20 protein-coding genes are annotated in these 19,687 nt (G+C 59.5%); 12 read left to right on the top strand and 8 right to left on the bottom strand.

Annotated features, from left to right (window positions below; genetic code table 11):
* Positions 1-124 precede the first annotated feature (124 nt).
* The 4 genes from QZ653_RS13430 to QZ653_RS13415 form a co-directional block, all read right to left on the bottom strand.
* Positions 125-1,129: a nuclear transport factor 2 family protein gene (locus QZ653_RS13430; RefSeq protein ID WP_296420760.1), complete on the bottom strand. Its 1,005-nt coding sequence runs from the start codon at positions 1,127-1,129 to the stop codon at positions 125-127.
* 3 nt (positions 1,130-1,132) lie between these two features.
* The gene (locus tag QZ653_RS13425) at positions 1,133-2,020 is read right to left on the bottom strand and encodes a carbohydrate ABC transporter permease (protein ID WP_296420758.1); all 888 of its coding nucleotides are present in this window, start codon (positions 2,018-2,020) and stop codon (positions 1,133-1,135) included.
* A 3-nt stretch (positions 2,021-2,023) separates the two neighbouring features.
* Entirely contained in the window at positions 2,024-3,046 is a 1,023-nt protein-coding gene (locus QZ653_RS13420) for a carbohydrate ABC transporter permease (protein ID WP_296420757.1), read from the bottom strand.
* 89 nt (positions 3,047-3,135) lie between these two features.
* Entirely contained in the window at positions 3,136-4,377 is a 1,242-nt protein-coding gene (locus QZ653_RS13415) for an ABC transporter substrate-binding protein (RefSeq protein ID WP_296420753.1), read from the bottom strand.
* Between the two features lie 240 nt (positions 4,378-4,617).
* On the opposite strand from QZ653_RS13415, the gene QZ653_RS13410 reads away from it, so the two are divergent.
* The 11 genes from QZ653_RS13410 to QZ653_RS13360 all read left to right on the top strand — a co-directional run bounded on the left by QZ653_RS13410 (position 4,618) and on the right by QZ653_RS13360 (position 15,428).
* The gene (locus QZ653_RS13410) at positions 4,618-5,664 is read left to right on the top strand and encodes an ABC transporter ATP-binding protein (protein ID WP_296420750.1); all 1,047 of its coding nucleotides are present in this window, start codon (positions 4,618-4,620) and stop codon (positions 5,662-5,664) included.
* Between the two features lie 74 nt (positions 5,665-5,738).
* Complete coding sequence (gene hisD, locus QZ653_RS13405) at positions 5,739-7,070, top strand: histidinol dehydrogenase (RefSeq protein WP_296420747.1); 1,332 nt, start codon at positions 5,739-5,741, stop codon at positions 7,068-7,070.
* Positions 7,067-8,101, top strand: coding sequence for an ester cyclase (locus tag QZ653_RS13400; protein ID WP_296420745.1), 1,035 nt, complete (start codon positions 7,067-7,069; stop codon positions 8,099-8,101). The genes hisD and QZ653_RS13400 overlap by 4 nt, the downstream gene beginning before the upstream one ends.
* Complete coding sequence (locus QZ653_RS13395; RefSeq protein WP_296420742.1) at positions 8,101-8,766, top strand: hypothetical protein; 666 nt, start codon at positions 8,101-8,103, stop codon at positions 8,764-8,766. The genes QZ653_RS13400 and QZ653_RS13395 overlap by 1 nt, the downstream gene beginning before the upstream one ends.
* A 124-nt stretch (positions 8,767-8,890) precedes the next feature.
* Entirely contained in the window at positions 8,891-9,655 is a 765-nt protein-coding gene (locus QZ653_RS13390; protein ID WP_296420740.1) for an SDR family NAD(P)-dependent oxidoreductase, read from the top strand.
* Positions 9,655-10,668, top strand: a complete 1,014-nt coding sequence (locus QZ653_RS13385; RefSeq protein ID WP_296420738.1) for a LacI family DNA-binding transcriptional regulator — start codon at positions 9,655-9,657, stop codon at positions 10,666-10,668. Before QZ653_RS13390 ends, QZ653_RS13385 begins: the two co-directional genes overlap by 1 nt.
* Complete coding sequence (locus QZ653_RS13380) at positions 10,665-11,666, top strand: ester cyclase (protein ID WP_296420736.1); 1,002 nt, start codon at positions 10,665-10,667, stop codon at positions 11,664-11,666. The genes QZ653_RS13385 and QZ653_RS13380 overlap by 4 nt, the downstream gene beginning before the upstream one ends.
* A 59-nt stretch (positions 11,667-11,725) precedes the next feature.
* Positions 11,726-12,709 (top strand): cupin domain-containing protein, encoded by a 984-nt coding sequence (locus tag QZ653_RS13375; protein ID WP_296420735.1) that lies wholly within the window; start codon positions 11,726-11,728, stop codon positions 12,707-12,709.
* A 41-nt stretch (positions 12,710-12,750) separates the two neighbouring features.
* Positions 12,751-13,875 carry a cobalamin-independent methionine synthase II family protein gene (locus QZ653_RS13370; protein ID WP_296420734.1) on the top strand — a complete coding sequence of 375 codons (1,125 nt, stop codon included), beginning with the start codon at positions 12,751-12,753 and terminating at the stop codon, positions 13,873-13,875.
* On the top strand, positions 13,872-14,537 hold the full coding sequence (locus tag QZ653_RS13365; RefSeq protein ID WP_296420732.1) for an alpha/beta fold hydrolase: 666 nt from the start codon (positions 13,872-13,874) through the stop codon (positions 14,535-14,537). Before QZ653_RS13370 ends, QZ653_RS13365 begins: the two co-directional genes overlap by 4 nt.
* Before the next feature lie 75 nt (positions 14,538-14,612).
* The gene (locus tag QZ653_RS13360; RefSeq protein ID WP_296420730.1) at positions 14,613-15,428 is read left to right on the top strand and encodes a bifunctional allantoicase/(S)-ureidoglycine aminohydrolase; all 816 of its coding nucleotides are present in this window, start codon (positions 14,613-14,615) and stop codon (positions 15,426-15,428) included.
* A gap of 72 nt (positions 15,429-15,500) precedes the next feature.
* Here the strand turns inward: QZ653_RS13360 and QZ653_RS13355 are convergent, their stop codons facing one another.
* The 3 genes from QZ653_RS13355 to puuE are packed head-to-tail and all read right to left on the bottom strand — an operon-like array spanning position 15,501 to position 18,748.
* On the bottom strand, positions 15,501-16,817 hold the full coding sequence (locus tag QZ653_RS13355) for a uracil-xanthine permease family protein (RefSeq protein WP_296420729.1): 1,317 nt from the start codon (positions 16,815-16,817) through the stop codon (positions 15,501-15,503).
* A 45-nt stretch (positions 16,818-16,862) separates the two neighbouring features.
* Complete coding sequence (locus tag QZ653_RS13350) at positions 16,863-17,345, bottom strand: ureidoglycolate lyase (RefSeq protein ID WP_296420726.1); 483 nt, start codon at positions 17,343-17,345, stop codon at positions 16,863-16,865.
* Positions 17,342-18,748: an allantoinase PuuE gene (puuE, locus tag QZ653_RS13345; RefSeq protein WP_296420724.1), complete on the bottom strand. Its 1,407-nt coding sequence runs from the start codon at positions 18,746-18,748 to the stop codon at positions 17,342-17,344. The genes QZ653_RS13350 and puuE overlap by 4 nt, the downstream gene beginning before the upstream one ends.
* A gap of 142 nt (positions 18,749-18,890) precedes the next feature.
* On the opposite strand from puuE, the gene uraH reads away from it, so the two are divergent.
* Positions 18,891-19,247, top strand: coding sequence for a hydroxyisourate hydrolase (gene uraH, locus QZ653_RS13340; RefSeq protein ID WP_296420722.1), 357 nt, complete (start codon positions 18,891-18,893; stop codon positions 19,245-19,247).
* On the opposite strand, the gene QZ653_RS13335 is transcribed toward uraH, so the two are convergent.
* Positions 19,232-19,687, bottom strand: a 456-nt coding sequence (locus QZ653_RS13335; RefSeq protein WP_296420719.1) for a substrate binding domain-containing protein, incomplete at its 5' end; no start/stop codon positions are given. The two genes, uraH and QZ653_RS13335, sit on opposite strands and share 16 nt — an antisense overlap.

The following is a 19,687-nucleotide window of genomic DNA, read 5'->3' as shown; positions in this document are numbered from 1 at the left end:
AGGACGCCAGGTTTTCAACCTGGAAAGAGGGGTTCGATTCCCCTAGGGAGTACCACTTGGGTCTAACGCAAAACGCCGCGGTTTTCCGCGGCGTTTGTCGTTTGAGGCACCGGCGTATGTGCCCCTAGGCGGGTGGCGTATAGTCCAGCCCCTCGATCGCGGCGCAGCGTTCCAACACCATGTCCCCCTGCTGGGCCAGCCAGTGCAGCAGATCAATAAAGATCCAGTTTTCGGCCAGTTTGTCGCCGTCCCGGCGATAGATGTCGATCACGCGGAATTCGGCGTCTAGGTCGTTGCCGGGCAGCCCCATGAACCCGCCCCGTTGTTTGGCCGTAAAATTGGGCCAGCCGAAAAATCCGCCGTAGTGGCCTTCCGCCACGCGCGCCACATGGCCAGTGCCGGACCGGTCATAAAAGGCCGCACGAAACGGGCCGGAGTGCTGTTTGGCATAGCGTTCAATCGTATAGGTCGCACCAATCCCCGTGGGGCCCCACCACAGCATGTCATTGTGCCACGTGCGCGCCAGTTCCTCCTCCAGCGGCAGGCCAAGCTGCCATGTGCCCAGATCGCCGATCATGGCGTTGATGGCGGTTAAAGTGGCCTCCCCCTCGGCGGGGTCCTGGGCGTCAAACAGCTGACCATCATGGGTCAGCGGGCCGGGCTGCACCAGATTGGCGGCGGTTTGCGGGCCGAAGGGCATTTGCCCTGCCTGCACCATCAGATGGGGGATATCTATGTGCAACATCGTCTCGACGATCTTGCCGCCCGCAACGCGGTTGAATTCGCAGTAGCGCAGCATGGTCAATTTGCGGCTGGGGCGGATGCCCAGCCAAGGCGCATCAAAAAGCCCCATAAGGTGCCCCATGGAGACGACCCAAACGCCCTCCCCGACGGAGTTTTGACCGGCGAAGAAAATATCCTCACGCCGTTGCAGGCGGGTCAGAGACGTGCGCAGTGGCCCCCAGAACACCCGCGCCACATCTGCGGCCCCGCGCTGTTCATAAAACGGATGCACCCCGCGCCAGTGCCAGTCGTCCGCCGTATGTACCGCCAAAGCCGCCGCCACATCACGCGCGCCATCCAGTTCCGCGTAATGGGCGCGGACGACGGACTTTTCATTTTGGAACATGGGTCAGCCTTTCACGGCACCGGCGGTCAACCCGCTGACAATCTGGCGCTGGAAGAACAGGATCAGCACAAAAAGCGGTGCTGTCGCTGAAATCACAGCGGCCACAGCAAACATCACGTTGCCCTTTGTCTGGGTCGTACCAAGGAAAGACGCGATTTTGGGGATCATCGTCTGATTGTCCTTTTCCAACAACAACGCGGTCACGGCGAAATCGTTGTAGGCCAGCAGGAATGAAAACAGCCCCGTGGTGATCACGCCGGGCCACATCACTGGCAGGATCACATGGCGGAACGCCTGAATACGGTTGCAGCCGTCAACCATGGCGCTTTCATCCAGATCCTTGGGAATATTCCGGAAGAACGACGTCATCATCCACAGGCTGAACGGCTGGTTGATGGCCACCAATACGATGATCGTCGTCGACAGATGCCCCCAGAGGTTCCATTCAAAGAACGGCAGAAGGTAGCCCGACACCAATGTGATCGGCGGCATCGCACGAAAGATCAGGGCCGCAATCAGGAACCAGAAGGCGTAGTTGTAGGTCGACCGCGACAGCGCATAGCCCGCCAAGGTCGAACAGGTCAGCGAAATCGTCACCACAAAGAAACACACGATGGCGGAATTCATGACAGCGCGCCAGAACTCCTCCTGCACCCAAGCGCCGTAATAGCCCTGCCCCGTGAACGCGCCGCCCGTTTCGGCAATGGTCAGTTCCCCTGTCAGGGCATTTGTCCAATCGGCCTTTGAGAAGAAGTCGCCTTCAACCTTGAACGACCCCCAAAGGGTCCACAGAAACGGCACCGCCGCCATGATCAGCCAGACCACAAGGAAGGTGGTCAAAAGCGCCGACAGATAGCCCGGCAATTTGCGTTGGGTGGGGGTGTGGGACATCGCTTACGCTCTCTTGAAATCGCGCCACGTGCGCACAAGGACGGGGGACAACAGGATGCCGACGCAGATCACGGTCAGCACCGATGTGGCGGCGGCGGAATTGAACAGCACCGTTTCGCCCGTCAGATCGGACAGGATGTAGGTGGACAGGGATTGGGCGTGGGCCTCGGCGCTGAAGGAAATCAGCGGCTCGAACACGCGGAAATTGTCCATCAACTGGATCAGCGCGACAAAGGTCACCAGCGGCATGATGTGCGGGATCGTCACATAGCGCACCCGCTGCCAGCGGTTCGCGCCGTCAATCATCGCGGCCTCATTGGTGTCCTGGTTCACGGTTTGCAAACCAGCATAGAACACCACAAAGGCAAATGGGGCGGAGTGCCAGATGCCATAGACCATCAACATGATCCACATCATCGGCGTTGACGCCTTCACGGACAAATCAGGATCATCGGCCAACCATTGGATCGCCTGACCCAGAATACCCCGCGCATCGACCATCCAGAACAGCACCAGCGACCCCACGATGGGGTTGATGATAAACGGCAGCAGTGACACGAAAATCAGCGGGCCACGGATCGCCTTGGCCGCCGAATTCACGGCCACGGCAATGGCAAATCCCAGCGCGATGGTCAGGGGGGTGACGATAAAGGTGAACGTCAGGGTGAACACGATGGCCGAATAGAACGGCAGGTTCATCACCTTCGTCCACCATTCACCCCATGTGTCAGACGACGACCACGCGTCGGCCAGTTCGGCAAAGGCCAGATGCCCGCGGTTGATGTAGTTGTCCATACCGACCCACCGGCCCAAGGGTTCGGCCTCTCGCAGGGCTTGCGTGGCCTCTTGGTTGACCGCGGTGGTTTGGGTGCAGCCGAAGGGGCCGCAGTTTTCCACGACTTCGATCACCTGTTCATGCTGGGCATGAAACGACTGGATCACCACCGAAATCACCGGAAAGACGATCAGCGCGATCATGGCGATCAGCGACGGGGCCACAAATAAAAGGAAGGTCTTGTGTCTCACGCGGCACCCTCAGGTCTGGATCGTTGGGAAGGTCGAAAAAAGAGAGGGGGGGAGGACCGGCACGCAAACCGCGCCGGTCCAGATCGTGCTTACTGGATGAAGCCCGCTTCGGTGGCCGCAGCCGTGTAGGCGGCTTCGACGTCGGCCAGTGCCTGCTCGGCGGATTCGTTGCCCTGCATGAAGTCGGACAGCTCATTGCCGAGCGCTGTGTGCAGCAGACCCTGATAGGGCACCATCGGGTAAGGCTTGGACCCTGCCGCAACAGAGGCCAGAACGCCCTCGTTCACCGCTTGGGGTTCAAACCCGTCGATCAGCCAAACAGCCTGCGACATGGTCTCGTCGTTCAGCAAAGCAGGCGATACGGCATGGGCCAGTGCCTGGAAGGTCGCGGCTGCGTCCTCGTCAGAGATGTTCTTGGCCACAGTCCAGCCGTCCCACCACAAGGTCGTCGCAGGCACACCGCTGTCACCCACCATCAGCGGACCGCTGACCATGGTGTTGGAATAGACTTCTTCGGCGGAGCCTTCGTCGTCCATCAGAACGCCCGTACGGGAGCCCCACATGTTCATCAAAGCCACGTTGCCGGCTTCCCATTCAGCGGAGGTCGCGTTGCTGTCATGGGTCAGGAAGTCTGGGTTCATATACTCGGACAGCGCTTTCATCATCTCAAGCGTGGCCACACCGGCCTCGTTGTTGATGGACACGTTCGCAGTTCCGGCTTCGAAGAATTCGCCGCCGTGGCCGATGTACATGTTGTTGAATTCCTGCGCGAGGTTCCAACCGGAGGCATAGGCACCGCCCAGCGGGTTTTCCAACAGGCCCTGTTCACGAATGGTTTCAGCCGCGGCCAGAACCTCTTCGTAGGATGTTGGCACCTCAAGACCTGCGGCCTCAAGGATGTCGGCGCGGTACACAAGGTGCTGCGCGTTGGCCATGAAGGCAATCGCCATGATTTCCCCATTCACGGAGATTTTCATGTGGTCGGGGATGTCGGCACCATATTCAGCGACCAGATCGTCAAGCGGCTGGATCACGTCTTCGTTCAGCAATGCCACGATGGACGAGTTTGCCACAATCGCAGAGGTGTATTCCGCCGGATCGCCGGTCATGCCAGGCACGTTCAGCGACTGGTGGTCGGCAGTCAGGTTCGCTTCGGCTTCAAGGCCCTCGCACGATTGCGCCAGTGCCGCGACCGACTGGATCGCCGGAAATTCGTTGCCGATGATGCTCAACCGGCCTTCGGCGGTACAGCTGTGGCCATCTGCGTAGGCGGCTGTGCCCATTGTCAGAACAGCGGCTGTTGCGCCCATAAGTTTCGTCATTTTTGTCATTTTGGTCTCCCGTTGGTGCAGCTTAGGATCGACGCCAGCCAATTCCGCGAATCGTCGCAGCGTCATGCATACGATTGCAATGAAACGCGGTCACTTCCGGCATTGCAAGACAAAATGAACAAACTACCCAACAAAGACGAATTTATATTTCTCCCTGACTACACTTGGCAAAAACATCTTGCGCCGACAACAGAATCGGCACTAAACCTGTTGCATACGTTTGCAAGAAAGGGTCGCGAAATGGCCGAAATCCAGCTCAAGAATATCTCGAAACGGTGGGGCAATTTCGTCGGGGTTGATAATTTCGACCTTACCATCGCAGATCAAGAGTTTCTGGTCCTGCTTGGTCCGTCGGGCTGTGGCAAGACCACGACCATGCGGATGATCGCGGGGCTTGAGGATGTGACCGAAGGCGACATTCTGGTCGATGGCAAACGTATCAACGATCTGGACCCCAAAGACCGCGACTGCGCAATGGTGTTCCAGTCTTACGCGCTCTATCCCAATCTGGACGTCTACGAAAACATCCGTTTTCCGTTGCGGATGCGCAAAGTGCCAAAAGCCGAACACGACGAAAGGGTGATGCGCGCCGCCGAGATGGTGGAACTCAAGGATTTCCTGCACCGCAAACCGGCGGAACTGTCGGGCGGTCAACGTCAGCGCGTGGCGCTGGCCCGTGCGGTGGTCCGTGAACCCAACGTGTTCTTGATGGACGAACCGCTGTCCAATCTGGACGCCAAGCTGCGGGTCAGCACCCGCGCGCAGATCAAGAACCTCAGCCATGAACTTAAAACAACCACCGTCTATGTGACCCATGACCAGATCGAGGCGATGACGCTGGCCGACCGCGTTGTTGTCATGTCCGCAGGCGTGGTCCAGCAGGTGGGCACCCCCACCGATATTTACGACAACCCCGCCAACACCTTCGTGGCCAGCTTCATAGGCTCGCCTGCCATGAACCTGATTGACGGAACGATCGAAAACGGCACCTTCACCTGCCCCGGCGTTACGATCCGCGGCCTCGACAGCGCCCATTCGGGCAAGGTCACCTTGGGCTTTCGTGCCGAAGACTGCATCGTCGGCAGCCCCAATCCTACCATCGAAAAGCCGGTCTATTCACTGGAACTTCTGGGTGACGCGACCATGGTCACCTTCCGCGTGGGCGACGCCATCGCCTCCGTGAAGGCCGATAAGGATTTCCGCGCCGAAATCGGCGATGTCGTCTCGGCCGAAATTCCGGCCGCCCTGTGCCACCTCTTCGATGCCACCTCCGGTGAACGTCTGTAGCATCCGCGCAACTTGCCGCCCTGCCGCCTGCGCCCCCCGTCACATGTGCCCCGTTGCCTAAAGAAGGAAACGCCATGACCATTCGTCATCTGAAAACCGCCCGTTCCGAAGAAGCCCGCGCCGAAGACGACGCCAAAACGCGCAAAATCGTCGAAGACGCGCTTGCACAAATCGAACAAAAAGGCGACGTGGCGGTCCGCGAAATGTCCATTAACTTTGACAAATACGACCGTGACACATACCGGTTGTCGGACGATGAAATTCAGGCTCTGATCGCCAAAGTCTCCCCTCAGGACATGGCCGATATCAAATTCGCACAAGAACAGGTCCGCAACTTCGCCCAGGCCCAGCGCGACAGCATGCTGGATGTCGAAATCGAAACCATGCCGGGCGTGATCCTCGGCCACAAGAATATCCCCGTTCAGTCCGTAGGCTGCTACGTGCCGGGCGGCAAGTTCCCCATGGTCGCTTCGGCGCATATGTCGGTGGCCACAGCCTCCGTTGCCGGTGTGCCGCGCATCATCGCCGCAACCCCGCCGTTCAAGGGTGAACCGAACCCCGCGGTCATCGCCGCCATGCATTTGGGCGGTGCGCATGAAATCTACGTCATGGGCGGCATTCAGGCCGTGGGCGCCATGGCCATCGGGACAGAAACCATTGACCCGGTACACATGCTCGTCGGTCCCGGCAATGCCTTCGTGGCCGAGGCAAAACGCCAGCTCTTTGGCCGTGTTGGCATTGATCTGTTCGCAGGCCCCACCGAAACCATGGTCATCGCGGATGACACCGCCGCTGACGGTGAACTCTGCGCGACCGACCTTCTGGGGCAGGCCGAACATGGCTACAACTCCCCCGCTGTGTTGCTGACAAACTCCGAAAAGCTGGCACAGGACACCTTGCGCGAAATCGACCGCCTGCTCGGGATTATCCCCACCGCCGACACCGCCCGCACCTCATGGGAGGATTACGGAGAGGTCATCGTCTGCGACACCTATGAGGAAATGTTGCAGGTGGCCGACGACATCGCGTCCGAACATGTTCAGGTCATGACCGACCGCGACGACTGGTTCCTCGAGCACATGACCTGCTATGGCGCGCTGTTCCTCGGCCCCCGCACCAATGTGGCCAATGGCGACAAGGTCATCGGCACCAACCACACCCTGCCCACCAAAAAAGCGGGGCGGTATACAGGCGGCCTTTGGGTTGGCAAGTACTTGAAAACCCACAGCTACCAAAAAATCACGACAGACGAAGCCGCCACCATGATCGGCGAATACGGATCGCGTCTGTGTATGCTCGAAGGGTTCGTCGGCCACGCCGAACAATGCAACATCCGCGTGCGCCGCTACGGCGGCATCAACGTCCCCTACGGTGAAGGCGCGCCCTATCGGGACGCCGCCGAATGACCACCCATCCGGCCCTCGCCCCGTTTCAAAAGGCGCTTGACTGCGTTACGCAAGACAGCCGCGCGGCGGTTGATGCGACCATCGCGCCAGATGCGACGATCCACCTGTGCCACCCCTTCGGCACCGTAAAAGGCGCCGCCCTGTGGGACACCGCCTTTGCACCGCTGCTGGCGGCCATGCCCGACCTCGAACGCCGCGATATGATCGTGCTGAACGGCACCACACCTCAAGGTCAGACCTGGGTCGGCTGCATGGGCAATTACATGGGCACAATGCTGGCCCCTTGGACAATCCAGGGCCACCACATCCCGCCGACCGGCCACCTGACCCATATGCGGTATCACGAATTTTATCGCATGGACGGGGATCAGGTGGTTGAGGCCCAGATCATCTGGGACATCCCCGAACTGATGATGCAGGCGCGCGCCTGGCCAATGGCGCCGCAACTTGGCAAATACCTCTGCACCCCCGCGCCCATGACGCAGGACGGCCTGACGGCCTCCGGCGACGGACAGGCCACCTTGGACCATGTCGTCGCCATGTTGACCGACCTGTGCAAACACCCCGCGCAAGGCGGGCCGGAGGTGATGAACCTCGAAACCTACTGGCACGACCGGTTCAACTGGTACGGCCCCGCAGGTATCGGCACCGCACGCGGCATCGCGGGGTTTAGAAACTGGCACCAAATCCCGTTCCTGCGTGCCATGCCGGACCGCAAACTGGACGCCATGGGGGACCTCATGTCCCATTGGTTCGCCCAAGGGGATTACGTCTGCGAAACCGGCTGGCCGAATATGCGCCTGACGCTGACAGATGACGGCTGGATGGGCATCGCCCCCGCAGGACGCGAGGTCCTGCTGCGCTCGCTTGATTTCTGGCGCATGGACGGCGGCAAAATCCGCGAAAACTGGGTGCTGGTTGATCTGCTGGACCTCTATGCACAATGTGGCGTCGATGTCCTCGCCCGGATGTCCGAATTCAACAAAGCCCGCAACCTTGGCCCCATCAGCCTGCCCGAAGGCCAGTTCTGATGCGCGTGCCTGCCTCATACTCCGGGCTTGAAACCCTGGGTCGTGTGCGGCTGGGCCAGCATTATTTCATGCGCGATTTTCTCTATTCTGAAATCGGCAATTTCCACGCCGTCCCGAACATCCCCGAAGATCCGGACCTCGCGATCGCCGCAGGCCGCGCCCTCTGCGAACACCTGCTCGACCCGCTTACCGACACCTTCGGGCCGTTGCACATCCGCTCTGCCTACCGCTCGCCCACGCTCAATCACTACGGAGCCACGCAAGCCAAACCACAGCGTTGTTCGGCCAATGACAAAAACCACGCAGGCCACATCTGGGACATCCGCGACAGAAACGGCCACATGGGGGCCTGCGTCAGCGTTGTTGTCCCGTGGTTTGCCGACCAGTTCGAACAGGGCCGCGACTGGCGTGATCTGGCGTGGTGGGTGCACGACCACCTGCCCTATTCGGCCATGTATTTCTTTCCCAAACTCGCCGCCTTCAACCTGACCTGGCACGAAAACCCGGCCCGGTCGATCCACAGCTATGTCAGCCCCAAAGGCACACTGCTGGCCGCAGGCGCCGACCCCGACGAAGATGCAACGGCCCGCGCGAAACGCTACGCCGACTTCCCCCCCTTGCGCGGCATCGCCTATCCTGCGCAACCGGAGGCGTGGCGCATATGATCTTCGTTTTGCCCGAAATACTCCCGCCGGAGGCGCAAATCCTGCCACAGGATTTGCCGCGAAATTTTCGCAGAGAATTTCGCCCCCGCCCCGCAGGGACAGCACGCTTTGGACGGATATCTCCATGACCCTGCCCCGCACCCCCTCCTTTTCGCTGACCGGCAAACGCGCGCTCGTCACCGGTGCCACCTCCGGCATCGGCGAAGCCTGCGCCGTAGCACTGGCCGAAGCCGGGGCCCATGTCACGCTTGTGGCACGGACAGCGGACGCGGTTCAAAAACAGGTCGAGGCGTTTCAGGTGCAAGGCTGGGCTGCCACGGCCCTGCCCCTCGACATCTCCGACATCGCCGCGACGGAGGCCGCGGTGGCCGACCACGGCCCCTTCGACATCCTCGTGAACTCCGCCGGCCTCGCCCGTCATGCGCCCGCCGTAGACACCACCGAGTCCGATTATGACACCGTCACCGACCTCAATGTCAAAGCCGCCTATTTCCTGACCCGCGCGGTGGCCAAGGGGCTGATCGCGGCGGGTAAATCGGGCAGCCTGATCAATATCTCCAGCCAGATGGCCCATGTGGGCGGCATCGACCGCGCGGTCTATTGTGCCACCAAACACGCGCTTGAAGGGATGACAAAATCCATGGCGATCGAATGGGGCCCCCATAAAATCCGCGTCAACACCATATGCCCCACGTTCATCCGCACGCCCTTGGGCCAGCAAACCCTTGATATCCCCGAACGTCGCGCCTGGATCGAAAGCAAAATCAAACTCGGCCGCGTGGGTGAGGTTGAAGACATCATGGGCGCCACAACCTTTCTGGCCTCCGACGCCGCAGCGCTGATCACCGGCACATCGCTTCTGATTGACGGGGGGTGGACCGCAGGCTGATGGCAAACAAGGTCACATCCCTTCAGGTTGCCAAGGCCGCAGGCGTCAGCCAGTCAGCGGTCAGCCGCGTCTTTTCCGGTGCCTCCGCGTCCGAGGCCACGGCCAAGAAAGTGCGCGCTGCCGCCGAAGCCTTGGGATACCGCCCCAACGTGCTGGCCCGTGCGATGATCACCGGCAAATCGCGGACCATCGGGCTGATTGTGGCCTACCTCGACAACCAGTTCTACCCCGAGGCGCTGGAACGGCTGTCCAATGCGCTGCAGCAAAATGGCTATCATATCTTGCTGTTTACGCTGCCGAATTCCTCGGACGGAATTGAAACTGTGGTGCAGGATATGCTGGATCATCAGGTGGAGGGCATCATTGCGGCCTCCGTTTCCATGTCGTCGCAGCTGACTGATCTTTGCGCCAAATCCGGCATACCCGTTGTGCTTTTCAACCGTGGCCAGCCCGGCAGCGGGCTGTCGTCGGTGACCTCGGCCAACATCAAGGGCGGGCGCATGGCAACGCAGGCCCTGATCGACGCGGGCCACACGCGCATCGCCCATATCGCAGGCTGGGAAGGATCGCTGACAGGCCGTGACCGCCAACAAGGGTTTGAAGAGGCGATGGCCGACGCGGGCCTGCGTCCCTTCGCCATCGTGGACGGCATGTACAACCGAGACATCGCCGCGACCTCCGCCCGCCAGTTGCTGTCCGGCACCCATCGCCCCGACGCCATATTCGTCGGCAACGATCATATGGCCTTCGCGGTCATCGAAGCGGTCACCGCCTTGGGCTTTGCCATCCCCGACGATGTGTCGATCATCGGCTATGACGACACACCTCTGGCCGCCTGGCCCAGCTTCAACCTGACCACCGTGCGCCAGCCGGTGAACCGCATGGTCGAAGCGACGGTTACAACCCTCATGTCCGCCATCGCAGGCGCGGACACCTACGCACAGACCATCGAAATCGAAGGCCCGCTGATCCAGCGCGGGTCCTCAAGACCGCCCAAAGGACCAAGAAGATGAAGGGTTTTTCCCAAAAATTCAAAGACTTCCCAGACTATATTATCAAAATCACCAAAGAAATCTGGGAAGACCGCGGCGTGGGGACGCTGCATGACTATTACCACCCCGATATCGTCGTCCGTTCGCCCATGGGCATCCAGCGTGGCAACGCGGCTGTCATGGCCTCCACCATGGCCACGATCAACGAATTCCCCGATCGGGAGCTCTTTGGCGATGACGTGATCTGGTCGGACGATCCGGACTACGGGCTGTTGTCGTCCCACCGTCTGATCACCCGCGCCACCCACAGCCGCGACGGGCAATTCGGTGCCGCCACGGGCAAACCGTGGACGGTGCGGGTTATTGCCGATTGTGCCGCGAAAGAAAACACCATCTACGACGAATGGTTGATCCGCGATTACGGTGGCATCGTCCGGCAGCTGGGCCACGACCCCAAGACGTTCACCAGCACCATGATCAACATGGAAGGTGGCCCGCAGATGGCCCGCAAACCCTTCACCCCCGATCAGGATGTCGACGGCGGATACAATTCCAAAGGCAATGACAACGTCTGGGGGCGCCGGTATGCCGACACCCTGCAACAGATTATGGATCTGGATTTTCATTGTATTCCAAAGGACTATGACCGGTCGGTGAATTGCGAATACGCAGGCGGCCTGTCCGTTCTGAGCCACGACAGCGTGACCCAATTCTGGCTTGGTTTGCGGTCATCCTTCCCGGATGCGACATTTACGATCCACCACCAGATCGGGATGGATGGCGATATGCTGCCTCCGCGCGCCTCGATCCGCTGGTCGCTGGACGGAACACATTCCGGCTGGGGCACCTTTGGTGAACCCACCGGTGCGCCTGTCCATGTCATGGGCATGTGCCACGCGGAATACGGCCCCTTCGTCAACGCCGATGGCCCACAGGATGCCAGCATCCGCCGCGAATGCGCGCTTTATGACGAAATCGCCATCTGGAAACAAATTCTGATGTATGCGCAGGCTGGATAGCCCGGCTTTTTGAGTATTTTTGGCAAAACGAAACCACACGCCCCCCCAGAGGATCCGTCATGACCCACCCCGATATGGAAGCCCGCATCGTTCGCTACGGCGATCTGAAGCCCTGCAAAACCGCCTTCATCGACGCCCATACCCCCGGCAGCGATCAAAAGGAAAACTTTACGATTATCGGCGGCGGCGTGTCCGAAAGCCCTGACCAGCATGTCCATATCGGCCTCCCCCACGGGTTCAACATCGGGGCCGCAGGCCAGCCGCCCCGCGTGCGCAATTCCTTGCATGACCATCACACCGCCGAAGTCTTCTTTGTGCTCAAGGGCAAGTGGCGGTTTTTCTGGGGGCGTTGGGGGGACGCGGGCGAGGTCGTTCTGGAAGAGGGCGACATCTTCAATATTCCCACCGGCATTTTTCGCGGGTTCGAAAATATCGGCACAGATTACGGGATGATCATGGCGATTCTTGGCGGAGACGATGCCGGAGGCGGCGTCATGTGGGCGCCGCAGGTCATCGAAGACGCCGCAGATCACGGGCTTATTTTGGGCGAGAATGGCAAGCTTTACGACACGAAACGCCAGCAAAAACTGCCCGATGGCGTGGAGCCCATGCCGCTGATGACGGATGAGGAACTGGCCAAGCGGCCGGAACCCACGACGGCGGATGTCCTGCCCAACCACGTGGCACGGTATTGGGATATGATGGCCTTGGCGGATCGCAAACCGGTCAACGTGATCGGGGAACATGGCCTTTTGCGTGACAAACCGGGGTTCGAGGTTGATTTCATTACCCGCGGGTCTGCGACCGAGGCCAAGCACAGCCACCCCTATCCCTCTGTTTTGATGCCCATGCGGGGCCATTGGAAAATCCGCTGGGATGCGTCGGGCGGACATCCTGCCGGAGAGGCCACCTTGGCCCCCGGAGACACGATGTCGGTGCCTCAGAACATGCCCCATTCCGCGGTCCCGTCCATGACCGGAGAGGCGAGCCTGTATCATGTTGTGGCCACAGGCGATCCGGCGGGCCATACTTGGACCGGCTAGGCGCACATACTTTAAGACCATAAACCTCGAAAGGTTTCGAAATGACTAAAATCCTCACCTCTCACGTAGGCTCTCTTCCCCGCACGCAAGAGGTGGTCGATTTCATCTTCGCCCGAGAGCAAGGCCGCGACTATGACCAAGTTGCATTCGATGCCTGCATGAACAAAGCCGTCGGAGAAACCGTTGCAAAACAAAAGGATGCAGGTGTTGATATCGTGTCCGATGGGGAGACGTCGAAGATCAGCTACGCCACCTACGTCAAGGACCGCTACACCGGTTTTGACGGGGACAGCCCGCGCAATGCGCCTGCGGACCTGAAGAAATTTCCCAGCTTTCTTAAACGTTTGGCCGACGATGGTGGCACTCCGCAATATGCGCGACCCATGTGCGTGGGGCCGGTAAAGTCAAAAGGTCAGGGTGAGCTTGAGAAAGATATCGCCAACCTCAAGGCAGCGATGGCCGCGAACGGCATTGAACGCGGGTTCATGAACGCCGCTTCGCCCGGTGTTATCTCATTGTTTTTGCAAAATGATTTCTACGCCTCACGGGACGAGTATCTGGCGGCCTTGGCCGATGCCATGCGTGATGAATATCGCACGATTGTGGACGCGGGCCTTGATGTGCAGCTCGATTGTCCAGACCTCGCCCTGTCGCGGCACATGCTGTTCAACGACCTGAGCGATGAGGAATTCCTGAAAATCGCGAATTCCCATGTTGAGGCCCTGAACCATGCGCTCGACGGGATCGATCCTGCGCGCGTCAGGGTCCATATTTGTTGGGGAAACTACGAAGGTCCCCATGTCTGTGACATCCCCATGTCAAAGATGTTCGATACCTTGATGGCGACAAATGCCGCTTACGTCTTGTTCGAAACATCGAATCCACGGCATGGTCATGAATGGGCCGTTTTTCAGGACCGTAAGGCAGATATTCCCGACAATAAGATTCTGGTCCCCGGCGTTGTCGACACGACCACCAACTTTGTGGAACACCCTGACCTTGTTCAACAGCGCATCGAACGGTTCGTTGATATCGTGGGGCACGACCGTGTGATCGCGGGGTCGGATTGTGGTTTTGGAACCTTCGCCGGGTTCGGCGCCGTGGACCCTGAAATCGCCTATGCCAAGCTTTCCGCGCTGGCTGTGGGGGCATCTCAGGTCAAATGACCCTTGTTTTACTGCCCGGAATGATGTGCGATGGGCGGCTGTTCCAACATATGCCACCCCACATCTGTCTTGATATTTCTCAACATGATACGGTTGAGGCACTGGCCGCGGATGTCTTGTCAAACGCCCCCGAAACCTTTGCCTTGGGCGGGCTGTCCATGGGCGGGATCGTGGCCATGGAGGTCATCAAACAGGCCCCCGAACGCGTCACACAGCTGATCTTGATGGACACGAATTGCGAAGCGGAGGCGGACAAGATCAAAGCCATGCGCGCCCCGCAAATCGCCAAGGCCGAGGCGGGCGGGCTGCGCGCCGTGATGCGCGACGAGATGAAGCCGAATTACCTCTCCGACGGCCCCCAACGGGACACGGTTTTGGACCTGTGTATGGATATGGCCATGGACCTTGGGCCTGAGGTTTTTACCCGTCAATCCCGTGCATTGATGTCCCGTCCGGATCAGAAGAACACTCTGAAATCGTGGGACAAACCCACGCTCATCCTCACTGGGGCAGACGATCGGCTGTGTCCGCTGCACCGTCATACCCTCATGGCGGCATTAATGCCGCAAGCCCGCCTGAGTGTCATCGAAAATGCAGGCCATCTGCCGACGTTGGAGCGCCCTGATGAAACGCGCGCAGAAATTCTGCGCCTGCTTAACTAATTTTCAATTCTTTCGAGTGAGAGTTGTCGTGCGCTTTCGCCTTGGACGTCCGCCCGAACCCGATACACTGAAAGGATGGATACACCTTATTACACCCCGACCGGCGGCCACCCGCCGCAGACTCAGTTGTTGACGGATCGTGCCGTCTTTACAGATGCTTACGCCGTCATCCCCAAGGGCGTGATGCGCGACATCGTGACATCGAACCTGCCCTTTTGGGACAAGACCCGCGCCTGGATTTTGGCGCGTCCTTTGTCCGGATTTGCCGAAACCTTCAGCCAGTACATCGTTGAAGTGGCCCCCGGCGGCGGTTCAAACCGGCCGGAAACCGAAGCAGACGCGCAGGCTGTGCTGTTTGTGGTGTCGGGCCAATCGACCCTCACGATTGATAGTGTTGTGCATACGCTGTCACCCGGCAGCTACGCCTATATCCCCGTGGGTGCGCAATGGACCATCCAGAACACAACGGATGAGGACTGCACCTTCCATTGGATCCGCAAAGCCTATGAATGGGTCGAAGGCATTGATGTGCCACCGGCCTTCGTCACATCTGACCAAGACGTGGCCCCGACCGAAATGCCGGATACCAACGGCGTCTGGGCGACCACCCGTTTTGTAGACCCCAGTGACATGCGCCACGATATGGCCGTGACCATCGTCACGTTCCAGCCGGGCGGCGTCATCCCGTTTCTGGAAACCCATGTGATGGAACACGGTCTGTACGTTCTCGAGGGCAAGGCCGCCTACCGGTTGAACCAAGACTGGGTCGAGGTTGAGGCCGGCGATTTCATGTGGCTGCGCGCGTTTTGCCCGCAAGCCTGCTACGCCAGCGGGCCGGGTCCCTTCCGGTATCTTTTGTACAAAGACGTCAACCGGCATCCGGGCCTTTAGGCCTTAGCCCGTCACAACCAACAAAAAAGCCCCCGTCGTGGACGGGGGCTTTTCGCGTTTATGTCAACCGGTTCAGGCGTCCATGTCTTTTGGCAAAACCAAGTTCAGGAAGATCGCCATCAGCGCCGTGGGTGCCACGGCGGAGGTCGCCAGCGTCTTCACAACGCCAGGCAAATACTGAACAGCCGTCGGCACAAGGTTCAGACCAAGACCAAAGGCCAACGACACCGCGATGATGATCATCGTGCGGCGTGTCATCTTTTCTTCGGCCAAAACGTTGAGGCCAGCCGCCGCAACCATGCCGAACATCACGATCACACCACCGCCCAGAACGGGCAACGGCATGGATGCGATGACCGCACCGACCTTGGGCACCAGACCACACACGATCATGATCAGACCCGCAATCGTCACCACGTGGCGGGACATGATGCCCGTCATGCCGACGATGCCGACGTTCTGGCTGAACGACGTGTTGGGCAGGCCGCCAAAGACACCGGCCACTGCCGTGCCCAGACCGTCCGCATAGGTCGCACCGGCGATTTCTTCGTCGGTGGCGTCGCGGTTTGCACCTGCTTTGGCTGTGGCGGAGGCGTCGCCCACCGTCTCAATCGCGGAGACGATCGACACCAAAGTCACGGCAATCACAGCGCCAAGGTTGAATTCAAAACCGTAAGGCAAGGGCTGGATCGCTGTGATCCAGGCCGCACCGGCCACAGGCGCGAAATTCACCATGCCCAACGCAAACGCCAAAGCGTAACCGGCGAGAAGGCCAATCAAAATGCCCGACGCCGACAGAATGCCTTTGGTGAAGAACTTCACCGCCAACGCCACGACGATCACGGTCAAAGCCACGGACCAGTGTTTCAACGACCCAAAGCTTTCGGCCGCCATCTGGAAATCCGCAGCCCCACCGGCGGCGTATTTGATCGCGACCGGAATAAGGTACAAACCGATGGCCAAAATCACGAGGCCTGTGATCAGCGGCGGAAACAGCCAGCGCAGGTTCTTGATCACCGCACCCAGCAAAAAATGGATCGTGCCACCGATGATACACGCGGTCAGCGCGACGCCAAGTCCCATGGTCGCCGCGATCCCCGCCAGCACGCCGACAAAAGCAAAGGACGTGCCCTGCATGATCGGCAACCGCGCGCCAATAGGGCCGATGCCCACGGTCTGGAAAACCGTCGCAATACCCGCAAACAGCATGGCCATCTGGATCAGATAGATCTGTTCTTCGCCGCCGAAGGCCAATCCCGCAGCGCCTGCCACGATGATAGATGGCGTCACATTCGAGGCGAACATCGCCAAAACATGCTGCAATCCTAATGGGATAGCCTGCCCAATGGGCGGCGTTACATTCGGATCCGTATAGGTGGTGTCAGTCATAGTGTGTCCCTTCAAGGTGTGGTGCCCGTCTGACGCGGGCTTGGTCTACGGCGCGATGATGAATGGCTTATCGAACCGATGTTCTTCTAGGTTGGGTTCAGGTCCGATCCGGTCGATGACCGCAAACAGGCCCGGCGCATGGAGCGGGGTCAGCACCCCGTGCCATGTGTTCCGGTGAATGTTGATCGCTTGGCCGGCTGCTGTGATGAACGCCTGCGGCTGGCCCGGCACACCGCCAACATCATCGGCCACGATGACCAAAAACGGATGCTGGTGCATGGGCACAAAGGCCTGCGATCCAAGGGGATGCCGTTCCATCAAATCAAGGGTGTAGGGAAAGCTGCGGGGCGTCGCGTCAAACAGGCTGAGCCCTGAAAGCCCCCCACCAAAATCGAGCCGTGCCCGATCATGAAACCGGCCACACATGTTCTGATTGATCATCACATCCGGCGTGCCCGAACAATCCAACACATCCCCAAATGCTGCGAATCCAGCGTCGGTCAAAGGTTGGGGGCGGATTTGCGTCATCCCAATAGATCCTTCAGCCGGAATTCCGCGATCCGTTCCACCTGACGGCAGGCTTCTGCGAACTCGGCCTCGGTGGAATGGTCGATCCGTCGTTGAAAATTTTCAACAATCGAGGATTTCGTATGATCGCGCACCGCAATGATAAAAGGGAAACCGTGCTTCGCGACATATGCGGAATTGAGGGTTTCGAACCTTGCGCGTTCGTCGTCTGTCAGCGCATCCAGGCCCGCACCGGCCTGTTCATGGGTGCTTTCTGCGGTGAGCTTTTTGGCGGTCGCGAGTTTTCCGGCCAAATCTGGGTGGGCGCGCAAAACGCCCAATCGCTCATCATGGCTGGCGGTTCGAAACACGCGGCTGAGGGCTGCGTGAATGCCCCTCGCCGTGTCGTGGGTCGGCCCAAGTTCCAGATCAAAAGCCCGCTCTGCAATCCATGCTGAATGTTCGAATATGCCACCAAACGTGTCCACGAATGTGGACCGATCCATGTCAGATGGACGCGGGCGGCGCTGATGGGGATGGGTCGCCGCCCAATGATCGGCGATCTCTTCTCGGGTGGCAAACCAGACGTCGTCATGACCCTGAACATACTCGATAAACTGGCGCAAGGCCTGCGCCCGACCGGGGCGTCCGACAAGGCGACAATGCAGACCAACAGACATCATCCGCCCGCCCTCTGCATAAAGTTCGTCGAAGGTGGCTTTCAGATAATCGAGGAACTGCGCGCCTGCATTGAACCCTTGTGGCGTGGCAAAGCGCATGTCGTTGCAATCCAATGTGTAGGGTACGATCAGCTGATCGTGGTCTCCGAATTCGACCCAATAGGGCAAATCATCAGCATAGCTGTCGGCCACATATTTCAACGCGCCCGTTTCTGCGGCCAGCCGGATCGTGTTTTCAGAGGACCGGCCCGTATACCACCCGCGCGGTGGGCTGCCGACGACCTCCTGATGCAGCCGCAACGCCTCAGCGATCTGGGCGCGCTCCTCTGCCTCGGGCATGTCCTTATGCTCGATCCACTTCAGCCCGTGGGATGCGATTTCCCATCCGGCCTCTTTCATCGCCTTCACCTGTTCGGGCGCGCGGGCCAGTGCGGTGGCCACGCCGTACACGGTGATCGGCAGATGGGCCAACATGCGGTGCAACCGCCAGAACCCGGCGCGCGCACCGTATTCATAGATCGATTCCATATTCGCATGACGCTGCCCGGGCCAAGCGGCGGCCCCCACGATCTCTGACAAAAATGCCTCTGATGCAGCATCACCATGCAGGACGTTGTTTTCGCCACCCTCTTCATAATTCAGCACAATTTGCACAGCAATCCGCGCGCCGCCCGGCCACTGTGCCTCAGGAGGGGTTGCCCCGTAACCGGTCATATCGCGAGGGTAGCGCGGTGGCTGTGTCATGTTTCATCCCGTTGGCTGTCGAAAGGTTAATGCATAAGAGGCCGTCGCATTTATAGGGAATTCTTGAAAGACTGTCTGATTACCCTTGTTTGCCTTGTCGTTCAGCCACACCCAGTTACACTGTAGAAAACGGAGGCACTTCATGTCCGGATATCTCACCACCCACATCCTCGACACAGCGCGTGGCCTGCCCGCCGAAGGCATTAACATCGCGTTGTTCAAAATCGAAAACGGGGAACGACAGAAAATAGCCGAGACCGTGACCAACAGCGACGGGCGGACAAATGCCCCGATCTTGCCCGCCGAGGCCTTTGAAGTCGGGCAATATGAGCTTGTCTTTTTCTGCGGTGAATACCTCGAAAACCACGGGCTGACCGGGGGAAATTTGAAGTTTCTTGATGATATCCCGATCAGGTTCGGCATGGATGACCCAGCCGCCCATTACCACGTGCCGCTGCTTCTTTCGCCCTACGGGTATTCGACCTACCGCGGCAGCTGAACACTGGCTTGTGCCGCGCGAACGGCGGTGCCGATCCGGACGGTCATGAATTCCATAAACAGACGCGCTTTGGGGTCCTGCCGCCGCCTGTGGGTGTAAAGACAGGCCATTTGCACCGGCACGGGGGGCGTTTCCTCCGCCACGGGGACCAAAGCACCTGAATTTAGGTGATCGGCCACCTCAAACACGGGCTTCATGGCGATCCCTTCACCGCCCAGCGCCCATTCGGTCAACACGTCCCCGTCGTCACATTCATACCGCCCTGCCACGCGGAAACGTTGGGGGCCTTGCGCCGTTTGCAGCCGCCATTGAAATTCCGTGGCGCCTGGATAGCGCAGGTTCAGGCAGTTGTGCCGGTCTTCGACCAGGGCCTGCCCGTCGAGGGGATTGCCGTATTTCGCAACGTAGCTGGGCGATGCCACAAGAACGCGGTCGCAATC

This window comes from Pseudooctadecabacter sp. (assembly GCF_020627745.1).
Lineage (GTDB): Bacteria > Pseudomonadota > Alphaproteobacteria > Rhodobacterales > Rhodobacteraceae > Octadecabacter.
This window is presented reverse-complemented; position numbering and strand designations above follow the sequence as displayed.

Coding starts and splice junctions, on each gene's coding strand:
- QZ653_RS13430 (WP_296420760.1), bottom strand. CDS start 1,129: ATGTTCCAAAATGAAAAGTCCGTCGTCCGCGCCCATTACGCGGAACTG.
- QZ653_RS13415 (WP_296420753.1), bottom strand. CDS start 4,377: ATGACAAAAATGACGAAACTTATGGGCGCAACAGCCGCTGTTCTGACA.
- QZ653_RS13380 (WP_296420736.1), top strand. CDS start 10,665: ATGAAGGGTTTTTCCCAAAAATTCAAAGACTTCCCAGACTATATTATC.
- QZ653_RS13370 (WP_296420734.1), top strand. CDS start 12,751: ATGACTAAAATCCTCACCTCTCACGTAGGCTCTCTTCCCCGCACGCAA.
- QZ653_RS13385 (WP_296420738.1), top strand. CDS start 9,655: ATGGCAAACAAGGTCACATCCCTTCAGGTTGCCAAGGCCGCAGGCGTC.
- QZ653_RS13395 (WP_296420742.1), top strand. CDS start 8,101: ATGCGCGTGCCTGCCTCATACTCCGGGCTTGAAACCCTGGGTCGTGTG.
- puuE (WP_296420724.1), bottom strand. CDS start 18,748: ATGACACAGCCACCGCGCTACCCTCGCGATATGACCGGTTACGGGGCA.
- QZ653_RS13355 (WP_296420729.1), bottom strand. CDS start 16,817: ATGACTGACACCACCTATACGGATCCGAATGTAACGCCGCCCATTGGG.
- QZ653_RS13350 (WP_296420726.1), bottom strand. CDS start 17,345: ATGACGCAAATCCGCCCCCAACCTTTGACCGACGCTGGATTCGCAGCA.
- QZ653_RS13360 (WP_296420730.1), top strand. CDS start 14,613: ATGGATACACCTTATTACACCCCGACCGGCGGCCACCCGCCGCAGACT.
- QZ653_RS13410 (WP_296420750.1), top strand. CDS start 4,618: ATGGCCGAAATCCAGCTCAAGAATATCTCGAAACGGTGGGGCAATTTC.
- QZ653_RS13400 (WP_296420745.1), top strand. CDS start 7,067: ATGACCACCCATCCGGCCCTCGCCCCGTTTCAAAAGGCGCTTGACTGC.
- QZ653_RS13365 (WP_296420732.1), top strand. CDS start 13,872: ATGACCCTTGTTTTACTGCCCGGAATGATGTGCGATGGGCGGCTGTTC.
- QZ653_RS13375 (WP_296420735.1), top strand. CDS start 11,726: ATGACCCACCCCGATATGGAAGCCCGCATCGTTCGCTACGGCGATCTG.
- QZ653_RS13390 (WP_296420740.1), top strand. CDS start 8,891: ATGACCCTGCCCCGCACCCCCTCCTTTTCGCTGACCGGCAAACGCGCG.
- uraH (WP_296420722.1), top strand. CDS start 18,891: ATGTCCGGATATCTCACCACCCACATCCTCGACACAGCGCGTGGCCTG.
- hisD (WP_296420747.1), top strand. CDS start 5,739: ATGACCATTCGTCATCTGAAAACCGCCCGTTCCGAAGAAGCCCGCGCC.
- QZ653_RS13425 (WP_296420758.1), bottom strand. CDS start 2,020: ATGTCCCACACCCCCACCCAACGCAAATTGCCGGGCTATCTGTCGGCG.